General features: G+C 55.7%; 18 protein-coding genes. 9 read left to right on the forward strand and 9 right to left on the reverse strand.

All coding sequences use genetic code 11. The features are described from left to right. Positions 1 to 74: 74 nt before the first annotated feature. A complete protein-coding gene (locus tag IEX86_RS03445; RefSeq protein WP_188864646.1) occupies positions 75 to 1,025 on the forward strand; it encodes a PDR/VanB family oxidoreductase in 951 nt (316 codons plus the stop codon). 264 nt (positions 1,026 to 1,289) lie between these two features. After that, on the forward strand, positions 1,290 to 2,627 hold the full coding sequence (locus IEX86_RS03450; protein ID WP_188864647.1) for an MFS transporter: 1,338 nt from the start codon (positions 1,290 to 1,292) through the stop codon (positions 2,625 to 2,627). Positions 2,628 to 2,672: 45 nt separating this feature from the next. Here the strand turns inward: IEX86_RS03450 and IEX86_RS03455 are convergent, their stop codons facing one another. From IEX86_RS03455 to rutA, 6 genes are all read right to left on the reverse strand, one after another. Further along, positions 2,673 to 3,827, reverse strand: coding sequence for a hypothetical protein (locus tag IEX86_RS03455; protein WP_188864648.1), 1,155 nt, complete (start codon positions 3,825 to 3,827; stop codon positions 2,673 to 2,675). Positions 3,828 to 3,934: 107 nt separating this feature from the next. Continuing rightward, on the reverse strand, positions 3,935 to 4,474 hold the full coding sequence (gene rutF, locus IEX86_RS03460) for an NADH-dependent FMN reductase RutF (protein WP_188864649.1): 540 nt from the start codon (positions 4,472 to 4,474) through the stop codon (positions 3,935 to 3,937). Between the two features lie 41 nt (positions 4,475 to 4,515). Then, positions 4,516 to 5,286: a pyrimidine utilization protein D gene (gene rutD / locus IEX86_RS03465; RefSeq protein WP_188864650.1), complete on the reverse strand. Its 771-nt coding sequence runs from the start codon at positions 5,284 to 5,286 to the stop codon at positions 4,516 to 4,518. A 161-nt stretch (positions 5,287 to 5,447) separates the two neighbouring features. Next, a complete protein-coding gene (gene rutC / locus IEX86_RS03470; RefSeq protein ID WP_188864651.1) occupies positions 5,448 to 5,834 on the reverse strand; it encodes a pyrimidine utilization protein C in 387 nt (128 codons plus the stop codon). Positions 5,835 to 5,836: 2 nt separating this feature from the next. Beyond that, on the reverse strand, positions 5,837 to 6,565 hold the full coding sequence (gene rutB, locus IEX86_RS03475; protein ID WP_188864652.1) for a pyrimidine utilization protein B: 729 nt from the start codon (positions 6,563 to 6,565) through the stop codon (positions 5,837 to 5,839). After that, on the reverse strand, positions 6,565 to 7,653 hold the full coding sequence (gene rutA / locus IEX86_RS03480) for a pyrimidine utilization protein A (protein ID WP_188864786.1): 1,089 nt from the start codon (positions 7,651 to 7,653) through the stop codon (positions 6,565 to 6,567). Before rutA ends, rutB begins: the two co-directional genes overlap by 1 nt. A 339-nt stretch (positions 7,654 to 7,992) precedes the next feature. On the opposite strand from rutA, the gene rutR reads away from it, so the two are divergent. Beyond that, on the forward strand, positions 7,993 to 8,646 hold the full coding sequence (gene rutR / locus IEX86_RS03485; RefSeq protein WP_229685245.1) for an HTH-type transcriptional regulator RutR: 654 nt from the start codon (positions 7,993 to 7,995) through the stop codon (positions 8,644 to 8,646). A gap of 54 nt (positions 8,647 to 8,700) precedes the next feature. Here the strand turns inward: rutR and azu are convergent, their stop codons facing one another. Beyond that, positions 8,701 to 9,153, reverse strand: a complete 453-nt coding sequence (gene azu / locus IEX86_RS03490; RefSeq protein ID WP_188864654.1) for an azurin — start codon at positions 9,151 to 9,153, stop codon at positions 8,701 to 8,703. Positions 9,154 to 9,582: 429 nt separating this feature from the next. On the opposite strand from azu, the gene IEX86_RS03495 reads away from it, so the two are divergent. The 6 genes from IEX86_RS03495 (at position 9,583) to IEX86_RS03520 (ending at position 17,045) form a co-directional block, all read left to right on the forward strand. Beyond that, positions 9,583 to 10,170 (forward strand): cytokinin riboside 5'-monophosphate phosphoribohydrolase, encoded by a 588-nt coding sequence (locus IEX86_RS03495; RefSeq protein ID WP_188864655.1) that lies wholly within the window; start codon positions 9,583 to 9,585, stop codon positions 10,168 to 10,170. Positions 10,171 to 10,305: 135 nt separating this feature from the next. After that, positions 10,306 to 11,163, forward strand: a complete 858-nt coding sequence (locus IEX86_RS03500) for an SDR family oxidoreductase (RefSeq protein WP_188864656.1) — start codon at positions 10,306 to 10,308, stop codon at positions 11,161 to 11,163. A gap of 141 nt (positions 11,164 to 11,304) precedes the next feature. Further along, entirely contained in the window at positions 11,305 to 12,372 is a 1,068-nt protein-coding gene (locus IEX86_RS03505) for a class I mannose-6-phosphate isomerase (RefSeq protein ID WP_188864657.1), read from the forward strand. Positions 12,373 to 12,404: 32 nt separating this feature from the next. Next, the gene (locus IEX86_RS03510; RefSeq protein ID WP_188864658.1) at positions 12,405 to 13,262 is read left to right on the forward strand and encodes an SDR family oxidoreductase; all 858 of its coding nucleotides are present in this window, start codon (positions 12,405 to 12,407) and stop codon (positions 13,260 to 13,262) included. Positions 13,263 to 13,438: 176 nt separating this feature from the next. Then, positions 13,439 to 15,127, forward strand: coding sequence for a bifunctional metallophosphatase/5'-nucleotidase (locus IEX86_RS03515; RefSeq protein ID WP_188864659.1), 1,689 nt, complete (start codon positions 13,439 to 13,441; stop codon positions 15,125 to 15,127). A gap of 274 nt (positions 15,128 to 15,401) precedes the next feature. Further along, entirely contained in the window at positions 15,402 to 17,045 is a 1,644-nt protein-coding gene (locus IEX86_RS03520; protein ID WP_188864660.1) for an acid phosphatase, read from the forward strand. 35 nt (positions 17,046 to 17,080) lie between these two features. Here IEX86_RS03520 and IEX86_RS03525 read toward each other — a convergent pair whose 3' ends face one another. Beyond that, positions 17,081 to 19,333 (reverse strand): YgiQ family radical SAM protein, encoded by a 2,253-nt coding sequence (locus IEX86_RS03525; protein WP_188864661.1) that lies wholly within the window; start codon positions 19,331 to 19,333, stop codon positions 17,081 to 17,083. A 306-nt stretch (positions 19,334 to 19,639) separates the two neighbouring features. Then, complete coding sequence (gene dnaB, locus IEX86_RS03530; protein ID WP_188864662.1) at positions 19,640 to 21,034, reverse strand: replicative DNA helicase; 1,395 nt, start codon at positions 21,032 to 21,034, stop codon at positions 19,640 to 19,642. Positions 21,035 to 21,097: the final 63 nt, after the last annotated feature.

Here is a 21,097-nt window from a genome sequence, read left to right on the forward strand (position 1 = left end):
AGCATCCGGCGCCTCTTTCCATAGAGGCGCCAGCCATTGATGAGCGTGACAGCCGCTCGACCGAGGACCCTATCGTGATTGAAGTCCTGATCGTTTCGAAGAAAACCGAAGCTACGGATATTTGCAGCCTTGAGCTGGCCAGTGTAGACGGCTCGCCGCTGCCGGAATTCAGTGCGGGCTCGCACATTGATATTCACTTGCCAGACGGACTCACCCGCCAGTACTCACTTTGCAATCCGTCCAGCGAGCGTCACCGCTATCAGATTGCCGTCCTGAAGGACCCTGCCTCCCGTGGCGGCTCGCTGGGCGTTCACCAACTCAAGGAAGGTACGCATGTTCACATCAGCGAGCCACGCAACCTGTTTTCTCTGGCCCACGGTGCCAAGCGCAGCCTGCTGTTTGCCGGCGGCATTGGTGTAACACCGATCCTGTGCATGGCTGAAAGGCTGTCAAACATGGCCGCCGATTTCGAGATGCATTACTGTACCCGCTCTGCCGACCGCACGGCCTTTGTCGAGCGGATCAAAACCTCCTCCTTTGCCGGTCAGGTGCATTTTCACCATGACGATGGCCCTGCGCAGCAGAAACTGGATGCCGCTCAGGTGCTGGGGCAGCCAGAATCAGATGTGCACGTTTACGTGTGCGGCCCGACAGGCTTCATGGAGTACGTTCTCAGTACAGCCAAAGCCAATGGCTGGCCGGAAGAGCAACTGCATCGTGAATACTTTGCGGCAGCACCCACCGATACCGCCAATGACGGCAGCTTCGACCTCAGGATCGCCAGTACCGGACAGACCCTGCATGTTCCGGCTGAACGTACCGCACTCGACGTTCTGCTTGAGGCGGGATTCGACATTCCGATGTCCTGTGAACAAGGTATCTGCGGCACATGCCTGACGCGGGTACTGGATGGCGCCCCGGACCACCGGGACATGTTCATGACTGAAGAGGAACAGGCGGCAAACGACCAATTCACGCCTTGCTGCTCGCGCGCAAAGAGCGCTGTACTGGTTCTGGATATCTGACGGGGCAGGCATGCGCTCGTCGGGTTATCAGATCGCCATCAAAAGCTGTTCGTTAAGCGGCCACTCCTGTACTGCCAGAGGGCCGCGGTGTCGTATAAGTAATGCATTCAGTCTGCTTGAGCATTGCGCGGTTAACCCTCGCCACGTTGAGCAGACTTTCAGCAATACAACAATAACAAGAGGCGCCTCCCATGCGCATGACACCCATTTCGTTGTCTTGTCGTACCCACCTGATAGCCATAGCCGCCGAACAGGAGGTCAACCATGCATAACGACCTCCGCCAGGCTGTTGATGAAGGCCGCATGAACCGCTTTCAATGGACAGCTATCAGTATCTGTATCGCGCTAAACATGATCGACGGATTCGACGTTCTGGTCATGGCCTTTACGGCCGCGTCTGTTTCAGCTGAATGGAATCTTTCTGGCGCTGAGCTGGGTGTACTGCTCAGCGCCGGACTGTTCGGCATGGCTGCGGGCTCGCTGTTCATCGCCCCCTGGGCAGATCGCTTCGGGCGTCGCCCGCTGATTCTGGCTTGCGTGACCGTTGCGGGTGTTGGCATGCTGCTTTCAGCATTCACTCAGTCAGCCACACAACTGGCGGTGCTACGCGCCATTACAGGCCTTGGCATCGGCGGGATTCTGGCCAGCAGCAACGTAATTGCCAGTGAATACTCGTCCAAGCGGTGGCGCGGACTGGCGGTTACGCTGCAATCCACCGGCTATGCGCTTGGCGCCACTATTGGCGGCCTGATTGCCGTGGCGTTGTTGTCCGCCTGGGGCTGGCGCTCGGTCTTCATCTTTGGCGGTCTAGTGACCTTCGCTATCATTCCATTCGTGTTGTGGCGCCTACCAGAGTCCCTGGACTTCCTGCTGGCCAAACGCCCGAACAATGCGTTGGTACGGATTAATCGTCTGGCCCAGAAGCTGGGCTATACGCCGCTTACCGAACTCCCCCCGCAACCTCTGCGTGAAGCGCATAAAGGCAGCAGCTTCAAGCAGCTGTTCTCTCCGGCATTGCTGCGTACCACCCTGTTGATCTGGGGCTCATTCTTCCTGACGATGTTCGGCTTCTACTTCATCATGAGCTGGACGCCCAAGCTGCTGGTATCGGCAGGTCTTTCCGCCCAGCAGGGCGTCACCGGCGGCGTATTGCTGAGCATCGGTGGAATCTTTGGCGCGGCCTTGATTGGCATGCTGGCAGCGCGATTCAAGATGAGCCATCTACTGGCCGTCTTCATGGCCTGCACCGCAGTGCTACTCAGCCTGTTCGTTTCCACGACTTCATCGCTTACCACCGCCTTTGCCCTGGGTCTGCTTATCGGCCTGTTCAGCAATGGATGCATTGCCGGTCTCTATGCGCTGGCCTCTATGGCGTATGACGCCTCTGTACGCGCAACAGGCATGGGCTGGGGCATTGGTATCGGCCGCTTTGGCGCCATCCTCTCGCCCTTGGTGGCAGGCGGGTTGATTGATCTGCACTGGGGTCCGGCTCAGCTATACCAAGGGTATGCAGTGGTCTTTGTATTGGCGGCGGCTACGGTTCTGCTGCTCAAGCTATCCGCTCCCGTTCGCACGGTAGGCGCACCTTCACAAGCCCATTGAGCGAATAAACCAAAGGCGGCTCCGGCCGCCTTTGGTTCTTTCCATTTAGTCCGGCAGGGTGACCTTGACTGGGCCAGGATGCGCTTTGATGGTCTTGTAGGGAATAACCGTATCGCCCGGCTCGTCGCAGTTTCTGGCCGCCCGCGCAAAGGTGGGTCCCAGATACACCCCACGTGGTTCGAAATACCATACCGAGAACTGCCAGACCGAAGGGTCCTGGTAATTGCATTCGTTCGGATCGTCGTTCATCAGCTCCGGATAAAGACGCTTGAATTGATCAACCACCCAGGGAGCAAATATCTGCTCACGGTAGTTAGAAAACGCCTCCAGATTGTCCATGCCCCGCTCGTAATGGATGGACGGCCCCTTACCCAGCCAGAATATATCTTCCAGCTCCAGGATCTTGCCGGTAGCCAGTTCCATGTTAAGCGGCGCATCGCCAAAGTCCGGGTGTGCCCCACCACAGTCGTAGCTGGTGAACACGCTGATGCTAAGTACGGAGTCATTGATGAATACAGGTTTGACTGTTTGTGTGAACTCCGTATGACGCTCTCGCGCACCAGACAGGCAACCAAAATAGCTGTTCACCTCCTGCCATTGTCGATTCCTTAGGGTCTTGTTAACTGCACTCAGATCCATTGGTTCAGGAGAGGAGACCAGCTGAAACAGACGAATACCGGAGACCGGCTCCGCCCACCACTGCAGGCCATACCCCATGAAGGTGTCCTGCCTATCCTTCTTCAGGCTCAGCCCCTTGAGACGCAGGTAATCATAAGTTGCCGTACGCCTCAGTTCATCCAGAGCAGGCAGATCATTAGCGTCCGCTGGCGGCTCAGCGACAGGAGAAAGGCTGATAGGGAGTGCTTTACCCTTGTCAGCCCAACGACCACTCCAGTGACCGTTGGCACCCTGCTTGAGCGTCCACTGCATGGGCACGCTTTTTTTGCTGAAAAAAGGACGGTTTTCACTCAGGCGCAGGGTGCGCTGTTTATCCAGAGCACCATCAAGCGCAATATCGGCGTGGTACTTCTGATAGAAATAGCGCCCGCTGACCTCGCCGGGTTTATCCAGATCCAGTTCGACCAGCACTTTGGCCTGCCCGATGGTACCTTGCAGCAACATCGGCGCGGCCATAGCCGAACCGGCAGACAATAACAGCGCTGCGCCAACGCACTGTAGCGCAGAAACGATACCTTTCATGGCTCTTATCCTCGCCTATTCCCTATACGAACCGACGCCAGCCTACTGGACCAGCCCGTCAGCCACTACTGTACGGGGAATAGTGAGGCAACACATCCCTGTGGCTGTCATCCGCAGGAAGCAGACGTCAGCAGATCGTGATAACCACGGTTGAAATAGACCAGTCCGTTCACATCGTCCTGACGCTCGATGGCAACTACCTCACACAGGATCACGTCGTGGGTGCCAACAGTGTTGACCGCAGCGATCCTGCAATCAAAGGACACTACCGCACCGTCCAATACTGGCGAACCCGTTACCAGCGTACTCCAGCGAGCGGCAGCAAACCGCTCCCCCATGTCGGTTTTACCCCCAAACACATTGGAGAGCGTCTTATGCTCGCTGCTTAGGGTATTAACACACAGCGTACCGTTGGCCTTGAAAACCGGATAAACCGAGGCCGAACGGTTCAGGCAGACCAGTAAGGTCGGCGGCTCGTCGGTCACGCTGCATACCGCCGTTGCCGTGAAACCGGCACGGCCCTGGGGGCCATCGGTAGTGACAATGTTGACCGCCGCGCCCAGCCGGGCCATGGCATCACGATAGTCCTGCTTAGGCACACACAATGGTCGTTCGGGCGTAACGATATTCAGGTGGGCACGTTGCATGGCATAGCCTCACTGCAGGAGCGGCGCTCCCGTCATCGGGTTCAAGTCAGGTAGTCGAGCATTAAAGCGTTAAAGGTATCGGGGTCGGTCACGCTGGAGGCATGCCCGCCATAGCCGAGCAATTCAAACTGTGCATTGGGCAAGTGTTTGGCCAGATGCTCGGAGCACACCCAGGGCACGAGCATGTCGTCTTGATTGGCGATGACCAGCGTGGGTGTACTGATTTGCGCCAAGTCTTTATCGATATCAAATGCCTGCAGTGCAGCGATGCGCCGACGCACATTCTCTTCACTGGGGAAATGCGCCAGCGCATGAGCTTCATCCACCTTGAGACGTTCGGTATTTTCCAACATCCAGTCGGCGGGATATAGAAAAAGGGGCTGGGCCTGCACATACGCGGCGGGCCCCGTATCGTTCAGGAGATTGAGTCGCACGGCAAAACAGCGAGCACTATGCGGATTAGGCTTACTCCAGGCATTGACGAGGATTTGACTGATCAAAAGGGCTGGTCGCATCAAGGCGAGTTGAAGCCCTACAAGCCCGCCCAAGGCGTGGCCCATAAAGTGGCAGCGCGTAATGCACAGCCCATCAACCATGTCCAATACATCCTGAGCCATGGCTTCAATACAATACCCTTCAGGAATAACCGCCGGGCTCCTGCCTGTACCGGTCTGGTCGTAGATCACCACCCGAAACCGTTCGCCCAGTGCAGCCATCTGAGGCGCCCAGAACGCACCCGCACCGCCAAGGCCAGATGACAGCACGATGGTGTCGACTTCAGCATCCTGCCGGCCATGAATCTCATAGTGCATGCAAGGCTCTCCTGTGTTCCATCGGATGACGTGGTGTTTGTTTTATGTGACAGCGGTGGCAGCAGAACCTCTACCGGGTATTGCTTCGCTCAACCCATCCTGCCTTGGAGGTTGGCGCCCGAATGGAGCGCAGCGACGCCCACCAACCCCACCGCCCTCACTCACTTACCCACATGCGCAATGCTGGCGATCTCGATCAACGCGTCCGGCTTTACCAAACCGCACTGGATGCAATAGCGTGCTGGCTTATCACCGGGAAAATATTCGGCATACACCACGTTGATTGCTCCATAGTTAGCCCAATCGGTAATCATGATCATGTTGAAGGTCACGTCGTCCATGGTACCGCCCGCCGCCTCCACCACACCCTTGATGGTCTCCAACACATGGCGCGCCTGCGCAGCCGCATCCCCCACGTGCACGACGTTATTATCCTTGTCGAACGGCAAGGTGCCGGACACATAGAGAATCCCATCGGCCAAGGAGCCTGGAACAAAGGGCGCCAGGGGCTTACCGGTTCCGGCAGGAATTACGCTTTGCTTGGGCATGGTCAGTCCTTTTTGAACGCTGCGTGAAAGTCGGCAACCGTCGAAACCCAACCAAAAAAGGTCTCGATATTGAACAATGCTGCGTCATGTGCCGAACGCGGACCGGCCTGATGGCAGGCATCGCCCAGGCACACGCCAAAGTATTCGAGAAAGAAGCCGTCGCGCAGGGTAGATTCCACGCAGACGTTGGTGGCGATCCCCACGAATACGAGGTTACGGATACTGCGGGCTCGCAGGAGACTATCCAGGTTGGTGTTATAGAAACCGCTGTAGCGGGTCTTGGGTACGACCAAATCACCTTCACGTGGCTGAAGTTGATCCACCAGCGCGTAATCCCAGCCTCCCTTGGCGAGCAGCTTGCCTTGCAAGTTCGGGCGTTTGCGCATGGTTTTGAGCGCGTTGGACTTGTGCCAGTTGGGGGAGCCGGGTCCACCAGCCTCCTGATAGTCCGGGTCCCAACCGTTTTGAAACCAAACGACCTGAACCCCTGCCATGCGAGCGGTTTCCACGACTCCGGCAATGTTCTCGATTACCGGGCCGGTCGCTTCTACATCAAAACCGGCCAAGTCCAGATAGCCGCCCTTGCTCGCGTAGGCATTTTGCATATCGACGACGATCACCGCCGTCTCGCTGGCTTTCAGCCGCAGCGGTTCAGGCCGTGCAGGTAACGTGACCGCTTCCTGATTGCCAGCCGTCACGGCGTATCCCGCCACCGGTTCGAACGCATTCATCAGGCACTCTCCTGCAGCTGGGTGATATGGCGACGGCTCTGCATGAGCGGCTGGATCTTTTCGCCAAAGTCGGTCACGCCCTGCACGAAGTCATCAAACGTCAGCAACACGCCACTGGTCCCAGGCACGTCGGCAATCTCATCCAGCATACGGGCCACATTGGTATAGGAGCCTACCAAGGTACCCATATTGATATTGACGGCGGACGTCGGGTCCGACATCTGGCGTACATTCGTGTCACCGCCAGACTTGGTATCCGCAGCGGCTTGAGTCCCCAACCATTTGATGGCCTCTTCGTCTGCACCTGCCTTGTAGTGCTCCCATTTAGCGCGCGCCGCTTCGTCGGTTTCGCCGGCAATTACCATGAATAGAACGATAGAACTGACATCTCGCCCTGTTTTAGCCGTGGCGGTCATGAGCCGCTCAGAGGTCGGCGCAAAGGCCTTGGGTGTGTTCACGCCTTTACCAAAGACAAAATTGTAATCGGCATACTGGGCCGAGAACGCCATACCGGCATCGCTGGAGCCCGCGCAGACGATCTGCATATCAGCCTGGGGCTGCGGGCTGACACGGCAGTCCTCCATCTGGAAATGCTCGCCCTTGAAGTCGGAGCGTCCGGTTCCCCATAAGTCGCGCAGGATCTGGGCGTACTCACCCAGGTAGTTGTAGCGGGTGGCAAAAAACTCATCACCAGGCCAAAGACCCATCTGGCTGTATTCGGGCTTCTGCCAACCCGTCACAAGGTTCACGCCGAAACGGCCGCCCGAAATGGAGTCAATGGTGGAAGCCATCCGCGCCACGATGGCCGGGGGCACGGTCAGTGTTGCAGCGGTAGCGAACAGCTTGATGCGTGAGGTAACGGCCGCAAGACCCGCCATCAATGTAAAGGACTCCAGATTGTGGTCCCAGAATTCGGTTTTTCCGCCAAACCCGCGCAGCTTGATCATCGATAAGGCAAAGTCAAAACCATAATGCTCGGCGCGCTGTACGATTTCCTTGTTCAGTTCAAAGGTCGGTTTGTACTGCGGTGCGTTTTCGGAAAGGAGCCAGCCGTTGTTACCGATCGGGATGAATACGCCAATGTTCAAAGTCATGGTCAGCCTCGGATTCGCTCATGGGTCGAAGTGAGTTCCCGCCGTACCGCATGCCAGGAATACCGAAGACAGAGCACAAACTTTGCCAGCTTTGGGTTTCTGTTGGGCAAACAAGGGGTTAGGTAAAAAGGTCCTGGTTAATGTGGACCAACTGGTCTAAACAAGAGCACCTGGTTTGTGCAGCCCGCACAATGATGGGGCAGAAAGGCGCAGGCAAAGCGCCTGCCAAACCATTTAAACCCCTTATTGGCAGTACTCACCCTGAGCTGGCCGCGTTACAGTGCACTCCGCTCTGTAAAGGCAGGAGTCGTTGTGAGTCAGGATCATTCCCCTATACCCAGCAAGCCTACCCGCAAGCCCAGCGCCGCAACGCTGGAGCGTAGGCGACGGCAGCTCGAGGAAAAGCGCAGCGTTATTCTAGGCGCAGCGCTGGAGCTGTTTTCCCGCTATGGCCTGCATGGCACCAGCCTTGATCAGGTAGCAGCCCAGGCTGATGTCTCCAAGACCAACCTGCTCTATTATTTTGGCAGCAAGGAAGAACTCTATCTCAGCGTGCTACGCCAACTGCTGGTGATCTGGCTGGCCCCTTTGAAGACCTTTAGTGCAGAGCAGGACCCGATCGAAGCCATCAAAGGCTATATCAGACATAAACTGGAGATATCCCGAGACTACCCTGCCGAGTCACGCTTGTTCTGTATGGAGATTCTGCAAGGCGCACCGTTGCTCCTAAGCGAGTTGGAAACACCGCTAAGGGAGACCGTCGAGGCCAAGTCTGCTGTGATTCGCGCCTGGGTTGACGCAGGGAAACTAGCTCCTGTCGACCCGCATCACCTGATCTTCACCCTTTGGGCAACCACCCAGCATTACGCTGATTTCCGTGTCCAGGTAGAAGCCATCCTGGGCAAGACGCTAGATGACCCCGCTTTTTTCGAGGAGGTCCTAAGCAGTGTACAAACACTGATTCTGGAAGGCTTAAGGCCCCGCTAGCCTCTCATGCAAAAGCCCGGACAATGCCGGGCCTTTCTATCTGTTTCGCGACACTCAGTCGTCGATCTTGAGTGTGCCCTTCATGATGGCCGCATGGCCTGGGAAGGAACAGAAGTACTCGTAGTCCTCGCCCTTCTTGAGTGCGGAGGTATCAAACGTTACAGACGTTTTTTCGCCACCGCCAATCACTTTGGTGTAGGCAATCACGCGGGTGTCGTTTTCCTTTACGTAATCCTTCTCGATGCCGGCAGAGATACCGTCAGTGGCTACACCCTGAACATCGTCTTTCTTGGTCAGCACCCAGTTATGCCCCATGACATTCTTGGGTAGCGTACCGGGATGGATAAGGTTGACCGTGAATTGCTTGCAGTCCTCGTTAACCTTGATCTTATCGGTGCTAAAGGTCATTTGATCAGTTCCCTGAATATCGACCGAACACTGATCGGCAGCCCATACAGATGAGCTGGCCAGAGCAAGTAGAGAAACAGCAAAAAGCGAACGTTTCATGAAATCTCCTAGCGCATGTGTTCACTTAGTGAAGACTGGCATGTTTGAAAGGGAGTTCCAATGCTTAAAGCGTCTGGAACATGCTTTGCAACGAAACGGCTATAGGCGCCATCGAAACTTTGCACAGCAGGGCGAGCCTGATAATGAGAGGATGTCCCTATCGCTTACCGTCTTGAGGAGTACCATTATGAAGTTCCCGGACTACATCAATCAGCTTTTCGTTGCCTATGCGCTAGGCGCAAGCGGCACCTGCCCCGAGAAAGTCTCTGCCTGATGCCTGCCCTGCCCCGCTCTGCCTGAAGTAACCGGCCTTATAGCTGTCGGTTGCTTCCTGGCTCACCCTAATCTACCCCTATGATCCTTTAACAAGGCTTGGTTAACCCTGCTGTGAGCATTACGCTTACAACTCCTCCCTGCCAAGGATCAGCAATGTCGTTGAAAGCCGTTTGTGTATTTTGTGGTGCCAAGACAGGCGCCGACCCGATTTACCGTGAAGCTGCCGAAGCGCTGGGTCGCTCACTGGCCGAACGCGGGCTTACCCTTGTCTATGGCGGTGGCGCCGTAGGTCTGATGGGCATCGTCGCCGATGCCACCCTTGCCGCTGGTGGCGAAGTGATTGGTATCATCCCCAAGAGCCTTCAGGACGCCGAAGTTGGCCATAAAGGGCTAACGCGTCTGGAAGTGGTCGATGGCATGCATGCACGCAAGGCACGTATGTCTGAGCTGGCGGATGCCTTTGTTGCCTTGCCCGGTGGACTAGGTACGCTGGAAGAACTCTTCGAAGTCTGGACCTGGGGTCAGCTCGGCTATCACGCCAAGCCGCTGGGTCTTTTGGAAGTGAACAATTTCTACGCGCCCCTGGCACAGTTTCTGGATCATGCGGTTGGCCAAGGCTTTGTTGCCGGCCCGCATCGCGAGATGCTTCAGGTCAGCCAGTCGCCGGATGAACTGCTCGATGCACTCGAGCAGTGGAAGCCCACCGTGGCGCCTCGCTGGCACGCCAACGCACCCCAGTAGGTCGCTTCGGTCGATAAAGCGAGGCGTATGGCCTCGTTTTATCGATTCAGCACCATTCATCTCTTTTGGTGAACCCGCTCAACGTATGGCATGTCGCATTTTTACATCGCCCTTACACGTTTGGAGGAATTCACCATGACCGATTACCCACGCCCACCTTTCCCCGAACAACCTCAAGAGCCGCCAGCGCTCCAGTCCAAAATGACTCCAATTCCTGACTGTGGCGAGCAGAGCTATAAAGGCTCCGGCCGCCTGGCAGGCAAAGTCGCGCTGATTACAGGGGGAGACAGTGGCATCGGTCGTGCAGTGGCCATCGCCTTTGCTCGCGAAGGTGCAGACGTTGTCATTTCCTATCTGAATGAACATGAAGATGCTGAAGACACTGCACGTTATGTAAAAGAAGCCGGACGCAAGGTCTTGTTGCTGCCTGGCGATATCAGCAAGCGCCAGCAGTGCCTGGATATCGTGGAAAAGACTGTTTCAGAATTCGGCCGTATCGATGTATTGGTCAATAATGCCGCCTTCCAGATGAGTCATGAAACCCTGGAAGAAATCCCAGACGAAGAATGGGTATACACGTTCGATACAAACATCACAGCCATGTTCCGAATTACCCAGGCAGCTGTTAAACACATGGGTAAAGGCGGTTCGATCATTAACACCACCTCGGTGAATTCGGACATGCCCAAGGCTACCCTACTGCCCTATGCAACCACCAAGGGAGCCATTGCCAACTTTACCGCAGGTCTGGCGCAGCTCCTGGCTGAGAAAGGTATCCGTGCGAACAGTGTAGCCCCAGGTCCAATCTGGACACCGCTGATTCCGTCCACCATGCCGCCTGAGCAGGCGTCGGAATTTGGCAGTCAGGTACCGCTGGGACGTGCAGGTCAACCTGTAGAGCTTGCACCGGTCTACGTCATGCTGGCCTCTGACGAAGCCAGCTATGTATCTGGTGCTCGCGTTGCTGTAACCGGCGGCAAGCCGATTCTGTAACACCTGCTGCGCCATGCTTGGCTAGAGCCTAGTCAAGCATGGCCAGATCGAACACCTACACGCTCTTAATAACCTTTGTGCTTACGCGCGCGCACGGGATTGTTTTGCCTGCCTGTTTCTCATCTGTACTAAGGAGCAAACATGGATTGGTATCCTCTCCGGCTATCCACGCCCATTCGCAGCCATATGTTCGGTGGTCACGCCATTGCTGAGATCTTGGGTCGCCGCGGGCTGCCTGCTGGCCGGATTGCTGAAACCTGGGAAGTCAGCGATGTTGAAGACAGCATCGCACGCGTCACCGAGGGCGCACTTGCCGGTCAATCGCTTCGTGACTTGGTAAAACGTTATCCAACCGAACTGGTTGGCCCAGGCTTTGATGGCCTCTACTTTCCTCTTCTCAGCAAGTTCATCGATGGCTGCGGCATGTTGCCGGTACACCTGCATGCTGATGACGAGACCGCGCGCCGACTCGAATGCCAGCCTAACGGCAAGACGGAAGCCTGGCATATCCTTTGGGCAGAGCCAGGCGCCACTGCCTTGGTCGGAATCAAACCGGGCGTAGATCGTGATGCCCTACGCAGTGCTTTGATTGCTCAGGATTACGATTCCGTGATGCGCCGTTTGCCGGTTCGTGCCGGCGAAACCATCTACATACCAGGCGGAACGCTACACAGTTTTGGCCCTGGCACGTTGATCTACGAGATTGAGCAAACATCAGATATCCAGCAGCAGGCAATGCCTTGGCAGATGTCTGACGGCTCACCGCTCAGTCATCAGGAATGGATTACCGGTATCGATCAGCTGCTCGAAGAGTGCTATCTCGAACCCCAGCCTGAATTCACACCCGGCTTCCGGCTCCCCCAAGGCAATGACATTGACCGCCTGATTTGCACTGCCAGCCCCTATTTCGCGCTGGAGCGCTGGCGTGTAGCAGGTGCCGGCTCGAAGCCACTTACATACCGCGTCAACAAGGCCACAGTGCTCAGCAACGTCGGTACACCCGTACGCATCCAGGCGGGTCAATGGTCCGGCATGCTGGGCGCTGCTGAAACCCTGCTGTTGCCTGCTGCACTTGGAGAAATCCAGTTAGCCGGACCGGCTGATGTTCTGTTCGGCTATGTACCCGATCTGGAACAGGATATCCGTGCCCCCTTGCGTGCGGCGGGCTACAGCCCTCAGGCCTTTGCCATATTGGGCACTACGGAATAACCACTTTCCCTTCACCTATAAAGGAGGTCTTTATGTCTGACTATCCAACTCCCCCCATGCCAGCTGAAACCCAACCTTACCCTGGTTATGAAAGCCAGATGAATCCGCGTCCGGACTTTGGCGAGCAGAGCTACAAAGGCTCCGGTCGCCTGAAAGGCAAGGCGGCACTTATCACAGGTGGTGACAGCGGTATCGGTCGCGCGGTGGCCCTGGCCTTTGCTCGCGAAGGTGCGGATGTTGCCATCTCTTACTTGAGCGAAGACGAAGACGCCCGTGAAACGGCACGGCTTGTTACCGAAGCAGGCCGCAAGGCGATTCTGATTCCAGGCGATTTAAGCAAGCGTGAAAACTGCCTGGCCGTCGTGCAGAAAACCGTTGAAGCGTTTGGCCGTATCGATGTGCTGGTCAACAACGCCGCATTCCAGATGACGCGTCAATCACTGGAAGAAATTCCGGATGAGGAGTGGGTGCACACGTTCGATGTGAACATCACCGCCATGTTCCGTATCACCCAGGCGGCAGTCAAGCACATGCCCAAGGGCGGCTCAATCATCAACACATCATCGATCAACGCTGATATTGCACCGCCATCGCTGTTGGCCTACTCCGCTACCAAGGGGGCCATTGCCAACTTTACCGCAGGCTTGGCGCAGCTCCTGGCCGAGAAAGGTATTCGTGCTAACAGCGTGGCACCAGGCCCGATCTGGACACCGCTGATCCCCTGCACCATGCCAGCCGAACAGGTGGAAAACTTTGGCAAGATGGCCCCACTGGGCCGGCCTGGTCAACCTGTTGAACTGGCACCTGTTTACGTGATGCTGGCTTCAGATGAGTCTAGTTACGTCTCCGGTGCCATGGTGCCTGTCACTGGCGGCTCACCGGTACTTTAATCAATAACGGCTGGGCTGCTCAGTAGCCCAGCCGCTCTCTTACGCTGTTCTGTCATCTCCTCGCCTCATACTGCGCCTACCGTTTCGCTGAAAGCATGCTATTGCTTAAAAGATAAAGCGATTCGCTCTTGCATGCCTATACCGCATGTATGTCAATCTGCACTTGGAAGCGCTAGATGAAGCCTGCTCGCTCTTACGCCGCCTTAGGCCCTGTCACCCTATCTATTCTGCTGGTGGCCTGCTCCTCAACCCAACCCAAACCGGTAGACGTCAACCTAGCTGTGTTCAACGATTTTCACGGCTATCTTCAACCTGCCAAACTGGCCTACCCAGACACCTCTGCCCCCGATGGCAAGCGCATAATCGAAGCGGGTGGAATAGATGTGTTAGGGGGTGTCATCAATCATTTGCGCCACCAGGACCCTGAACTTCTGGTCATCGCCAGCGGCGACCTTATCAGCGGCAGTCCACCCATCTCATCGCTCTGGGCAGATGAGCCTACCATTGAAGCCATGAACCTGTTGGGGCTTCAGCTATCTGCCGTTGGCAATCATGAGTTGGATAACGGCAAGAACGAGCTGCTACGGATTGTTAACGGCGGCTGTGCCTCGAATCGTCCCCAGAAAGCCTGTCAGCTGCACAAGAACTACCAGGGCGCACGCTTTACCTATCTGGCTGCAAACCTGATCGACAACCAGACAGGTAAACCTGTATTTCCGGCTTACAAAATCCTGGAAGCCCATGGGCAAAAAATCGCATTCGTAGGCGCTGTGCTGAAGGATGTAGCGCGTATCGTCTCACCCGCAGGCATGGACGGGCTAAGCGTTCAGGATGAGGCTGATGCAATCAATGCTCAGATTCCAGCCATCAAGGCACAGGGTGTGGAAGCTATCGTTGCGGTTATCCACCAGGGCGGCGGAACAAGGGAATCCTACAACACGCCAGATTGCGCCCACTTACAGGGTCCTATCGTCGAGATCACCAAACGTCTTGATCCTGCTGTCGATGTAGTTGCCAGCGCCCATACGCATCAATCCTATACCTGCCATGTAGACAATCGTCTTGTCTTCCAGGGCGGCTCCTATGGACAGTTCGTCAGCCATGTAAGGCTCGGTATCGATCCCAAGACTCACGATATTGTCTCGGCCAACAATGAAAACCTGACCGTGGACGCTCATCGCTATACACCAGATCCTAAGCTTGCCGCGCTACGCCAGGAGGTTGAAGCACGTAGCCAACATGTACTTCAGCGGCCTATTGCACGCCTTGCCGTCCCACAGATTACACGCTCGACCGATGCAAACGGAGAATCTGCGCTAGGTGATCTCATCGCAGACGCCCAACTGCAAGCAACGCGCAAACTAGGGGCTCAGATTGCGTTCATGAACGGAGGCGGTATCCGCAGCAATTTTACCCTGGAGCCGGGCCAATCCAAGCTGACCTATGCTCAACTGGCTGCCAACCAGCCGTTCGGTAACACGCTGACCTTGCTTACCTTGAGCGGCGCTCAGCTGTATCAGCTCATGGAAGAGCAATGGGAAAGTGAGGATAGCGCTGGATTGATGCAGGTTTCAGAAGGCTTTAGCTACCGTTGGGATCCGGCAGGCAAACCAGGCCAGAAAGTGGTTTCCGGCAGCCTGCGGCTAAATGGCCAACCTATTCGACTCGACCGAGACTACCGAATTGTCGTAAACAACTTTATGGCTCAAGGGGGTGATGGACTCGATACCCTCAAGCAAGGCCGCCAGGTACAGGAAACCGGCATCCTTGATGTCGATGCGCTTGAGCAATACTTGGTCTCCAAAGACGCTTCAGGCGCACCCGCAGGCCGGGCAACACCCGCAGGGCGAATCCAGCGCTTGTAGAAGGTGGAATACATTATCCAGCGCTCCGTTATTCAACGGAGCGCTGGATAACTTCTAATACCGCAGGCAAGTCATTCCTATATCCGTCATAGCCCAACCACTTCCGTGTAGACCTCTTGGCCCAAATAGGTAAAACAAAAGAGCTAACTCACATGCTTTTTAAAAAAGTTAGCTAGACATGCAAATAACTGCCTTAATGGAAAGGCATCACTCGAAAATCTGAAATATTTCGTTACTAATGTAGAGGCCAGATCCGTTACAGAGGTTTCCTCCAATGAAAGATGACGACCGCAATAAGCCTGATGCCACCCTTGAGAAATCACGCCGCCGTTTCCTGATTGGAGCAGGGGTCGTCGGATTAGGGCTGGGGCTGCCTGGCCTTGACCGCATGGGCATGGCTGAAGCCGCCGAGCGCAAGGCGTTTGACCATTCACTAAAACGGCAAATTAAAAATGTCGTCGTTATCTATGCGGAAAATCGCAGCTTCAATAACCTGTTTGGTGATTTTCCTGGCGTTTCAAAGCCACTTTCCGCGGTCAGTGCCAAGCACTTCCAACAGAAGGATCGCAATGGCCAGCGGCTGCCCCACTTACCGAAAATATGGGGAGGTTTGGTTCCGACAGCCCAGACCATCGAGGGTCAGCAATATTTGATTACTGAAGATCAGATTACTGGACTTTCAAACGCACCTTTCCCGCTGAAGGATGCGCAGGGCAAGCCGCTTCATCCGGGACTGATTACGCGTGACCTCGTGCATGCCTTTTACCAGAATCAGATGCAAATCAACGGTGGCCGCAATGACGGCTTCGTTGCCTGGGGCGACTCCGGTGCACTGGTCATGGGTTACTACAGCCAGCCCGAGAAATTACGCCTGTGGAAACTTGCCAAGGAATTCACCCTGTGTGACAACTTTTTCATGGCAGCTTTTGGTGGCTCCTTCCTGAACCACCAATTCCTGATTTCGGGTCGCGCGCCCTTCTATCCCAACCACACGACCAGCCCGGCCAAGGATAAAGTCGCTGTACTCAAGGGCAAGAATCCGTTGGGTTATGAACTGGCTCTGGCGGAAAACTCCCCAGCTTCGGCCCTGGATGGACGTCCGGTATTCGTCAATCCGGGCGCACTTAGCCCGGACGGCTATGCTATCAACACCATGTTGCCGCCCTATCAGCCCAGCCAGATTCCGCCACCGGCAGGAGGCGACCCGGCCCTGTCCGACCCAACCAACCCGAGCGTACTGCCACCACAGACCCACGCCACCATTGGCGACCTGCTGTCAGCCAAGGGCGTGGACTGGGCTTGGTACTCGGGTGGCTGGCAGGCAGCGCTGGAGGGCAATGGCGCCGATACCCGGTTCCAGGCGCACCACCAACCATTCAATTACTTCAAGCGCTTCGCCCCGGGCACGGCAGCACGCGAGCAACACATCCGCGACGGCGGGATTGGCGATGATCCGAGCACCAACCGCTTCCTGGCAGACATTGATGCTGGTCGCCTGCCGCCTGTCACCTTTTACAAACCCCAGGGCAGCCTCAACCTGCATGCCGGTTATGCCGATGTAGCCTCGGGCGATCAGCACATCGCTAAAGTCATTGAACACCTACAGAAAAGCCCCCAGTGGGAAAACACCGTGGTCGTCATTACTTTCGACGAAAACGGCGGCTGGTGGGATCACGTAGCGCCACCCAAAGGTGACCGTTGGGGTCCAGGCACACGTGTTCCGGCCCTTGTTGTATCGCCCTTTGCACGTAAAGGTCAGGTGGATCACGAACTGTACGACACTACATCAATCTTGCGACTGATCACCCGGCTGCACGGCTTGCCGCCGCTTAAAGGCTTGGTTGAGCGTGATATTGCACGCGTTACTCACGGCCTGGCTCCGCTGGGTGACCTTACCAGCGCATTAACGATCCGCTGATAGCAAAACGGCGAGCCTTTGGGCTCGCCGTTGTGTTAGCGCGGGATATTGGGCTCTCGCCGTGGCTTTTTCTTGCCCTTGGCAAAAGCTGCCGCCTGTCCTTCCTGTTTTTTGTCCCACCCCTTGCTGCCATCGGTCGCACGTGGCGGTAAGCCAGTGTGCTGAGTAAGCAATGGCTTACCGGATTTTTTGCTACCCAGTGGCGTCGAGTTCTTACGACGCGCACTCTGGTAAGTGCCATCCACTGCAGGTTGGAACGTTGGGATCAGGTGATGCTTGCCGTTCCCGATCAAGTCGGCGCGCCCCATGTCCTTGAGCGCCTCACGCAGCATCGGCCAGTTATTTGGATCGTGGTAGCGCAGGAAGGCCTTATGCAGACGACGCTGGCGCTCACCCTTCACAATCGGCACACCATCACTCTTGTAAGTTACCTTACGCAGCGGGTTTTTGCCCGAATGGTACATCGCTGTCGCGGTTGCCATAGGCGATGGGTAGAAGGCCTGCACCTGATCCGCACGGAAGCCATTACGCTTGAGCCATAACGCCAGGTTCATCATGTCTTCGTCAGTCGTACCCGGGTGCGCAGCAATAAAGTACGGAATCAGATACTGCTCCTTACCCGCTTCCTTCGTGTACTTCTCGAACATTTGCTTGAACCGGTCATAACTGCCGATTCCCGGCTTCATCATCTTAGAAAGCGGACCTTCCTCGGTATGCTCCGGCGCAATTTTCAGGTAGCCGCCCACGTGATGGGTCACCAGCTCCTTTACATACTCCGGCGACTCCACTGCAAGGTCATACCGCAAACCAGATGCAATCAGAATCTTTTTTACGCCCGGCAAGGCACGTGCAGAACGATACAGCTGGATCAATGCCGAGTGATCGGTGTTCAGGTTTTCGCAGATACCAGGCCACACGCAGGACGGCTTGCGGCAATGCTTCTCGATCTCCGGGTCCTTACATGCAATGCGGTACATATTGGCCGTTGGGCCACCAAGGTCAGAGATAACGCCAGTAAAGCCTGGAACCTTGTCGCGAATCTCTTCGATTTCGCGAATGATCGACTCTTCCGAGCGATTCTGAATGATCCGGCCTTCGTGCTCGGTAATAGAACAGAAGGTGCACCCACCAAAGCAACCACGCATGATGTTTACCGAGAAGCGAATCATCTCGTACGCGGGAATGCGCTCACCTTTGTAAACAGGATGCGGGACGCGTGCATAGGCTAGCCCAAACACATAGTCCATCTCTTCAGTAGTCAGTGGAATCGGCGGCGCATTGAGCCAGACATCCTGATCACCATGACGCTGAACCAAGGCGCGGGCATTACCTGGGTTGGTCTCCAGATGCAGCACGCGGTTGGCATGGGCATACAAGATCGCATCGCCCTTCACTTTTTCGAACGAGGGTAGGCGAATGACCGTTTTGTCACGGGTCAGCTTTGGGCTTGGCAGTAACTGCACGACCTTGGCCTCTTCAGGATCGTCCTGAGGCCCTTTGGACTGCTCAATCGCACACGCCTGAAGATCCTGCGTGTTGACGTAAGGGTTAATGATCTTGTCGACCTTACCCGGGCGGTCGATACGGGTCGAATCCAGCTCGAACCAGCCCTCCGGCGTGTCCTTGCGGATAAAAGCAGTTCCCCGGATATCCGTAATCGACTGGATGGCCTCGCCTGCCGCCAGACGATGAGCAATCTCTACTACCGCGCGCTCGGCATTGCCGTACAAGAGGATATCAGCCTTGGCATCCATCAGGATGGAATGGCGCACCTTGTCCTGCCAATAGTCATAGTGAGCGATCCGGCGCAGCGATGCTTCGATACCGCCCAACACGATCGGCACACCCTTGTAGGCTTCACGGCAACGCTGGCTGTATACCATGCTGGCACGATCGGGGCGTTTGCCTGCCATGCCGCCCGGGGTATAGGCGTCGTCCGAGCGAATCTTGCGGTCAGCCGTATAGCGGTTGATCATTGAGTCCATGTTGCCTGCGGCCACGCCAAAAAACAGGTTTGGCTTGCCAAGCTTCATGAAGTCGTCTTTGGACTGCCAGTCTGGCTGGGAGATGATCCCTACCCGAAAGCCTTGCGCTTCCAGCAGACGTCCAATAATGGCCATGCCAAAGGACGGGTGGTCCACATACGCATCGCCTGTTACAACGATGATGTCGCAACTGTCCCAGCCGAGCAGGTCCATTTCTTCCCTGCTCATCGGCAGAAAAGGCGCAGGTCCAAAACACTCAGCCCAATATTTGGGATAGTCGAACAACGGCTTGGCAGCGAGCATGAAGGCTTCCGGGGATAAAAAGTAGTGCGGGAGGATGCGCAAGAATAGCACAAAAAATAGCCAATTAAGAGAGGCTAGAAGCTATCCGTCGCCTGACAGCCGCATGATTACTGAGCCGCTGCGCTTACCAATTAGCTCAATAAGTTGTGGCTAACGGGCTCGATCTCTGTGAGGTCAATGATTAGCATCTCAACAGTAGCGTCATCTGCTGGAAGAACATGTCGACGCCTGGATTAGCGCACATAAGGCATAACGCATCCAAGAAAAAGCCGCACAGGTGTGCGGCTCTTCTACGTCTTTGACGGCTCAGTCATCATCAAAGTTATAGCTACCGGGCGCCAGGTTCTCGAAGCGGGTGTACTTACCGATAAAGGCAAGTCGTACCGTGCCGATAGGGCCGTTACGCTGCTTACCAATAATGATTTCAGCCACCCCCTTGTACTCCGTTTCAGGGTGGTAGACCTCATCCCGGTACACAAACATGATTACGTCGGCGTCCTGCTCGATTGCACCGGATTCACGCAAGTCAGAGTTCACCGGACGCTTGTTAGGCCGTTGTTCCAGCGAGCGGTTAAGCTGGGACAGTGCGACAACAGGACAATTGAATTCCTTGGCCAACGCCTTGAGCGAGCGAGAGATTTCGGAAATCTCGTTGGTCCGGTTTTCACTGGCCGTTCCGCCGATCCGCATTAGCTGCAGATAATCGACCATGATCAAGGCAAGATCACCATGCTCACGCACCAGACGCCGGGTTCGTGCACGCATTTCCGATGGACTGATACCTGCCGTGTCATCGATAAACAACTTACGGTCATTCAAGAGATTGACCGCTGATGTCAGACGCGGCCAGTCATCGTCTTCCAATTTTCCCGAGCGGACCTTGGTCTGATCAATCCGCCCAAGAGAGGACAACATACGCAGCACGAGCGAATCGGCTGGCATTTCCAAGGAAAATACCAGTACTGCTTTATCCGTACGCAGCACCGCATTTTCAACCAGATTCATGGCAAAGGTCGTCTTACCCATGGAAGGACGTCCAGCCACAATGACCAGGTCAGAGGGTTGCAGGCCACTGGTTTTATCGTCCAGGTCGACAAAACCGGTCGAGACACCAGTGATCGCATTATCGGAGTTGAACAAGGTGTCGATCCGATCGATCGCCTTGGTCAAAATGTCATTAACGCCAATAGGCCCTCCCGTTTTGGGGCGCGCTTCGGCGATCTCAAAGATCTTGCGCTCCGCATCATCAAGAAGCTCATTAGCGCCACGACCTTCAGGGTTATAAGCACTGTCAGCGATATCATTACTGATGCCGATCAGCTGGCGCAGCGTAGCGCGCTCGCGCACGATCTGGCCATAGGCCTTGATGTTTGCAACAGAGGGGGTATTTTTCGCCAGCTCACCGAGGTAAGCCAGTCCCCCTACCTGGGGTAGTTGACCTTCCTTGTCGAGCTGCTCGGATAACGTAACCACATCGAAAGGCTGGTTAGTTTCAGCCAGACGAGCAATGGCACGAAAGATCAGACGATGGTCATGGCGATAGAAGTCGCCATCCGAGACCTGATCCGAGACGCGCTCCCACGCATTGTTATCCAGCATCAAGCCACCCAGCACGGCCTGCTCGGCCTCGATTGAGTGCGGGGGCACCTTCAGCGCGGCAGTTTGCAAATCGTATTGTTCAGCGATGGCGATCTCATTCATGGCGTAGCGATTGGCACCGAAAGTTCGATCAGAGAAGACAGGCCTTCATGGCCTGAAAAAAAA

It is taken from the genome of Pseudomonas asuensis (assembly GCF_014646755.1).
Classification (GTDB): domain Bacteria; phylum Pseudomonadota; class Gammaproteobacteria; order Pseudomonadales; family Pseudomonadaceae; genus Chryseomonas; species Chryseomonas asuensis.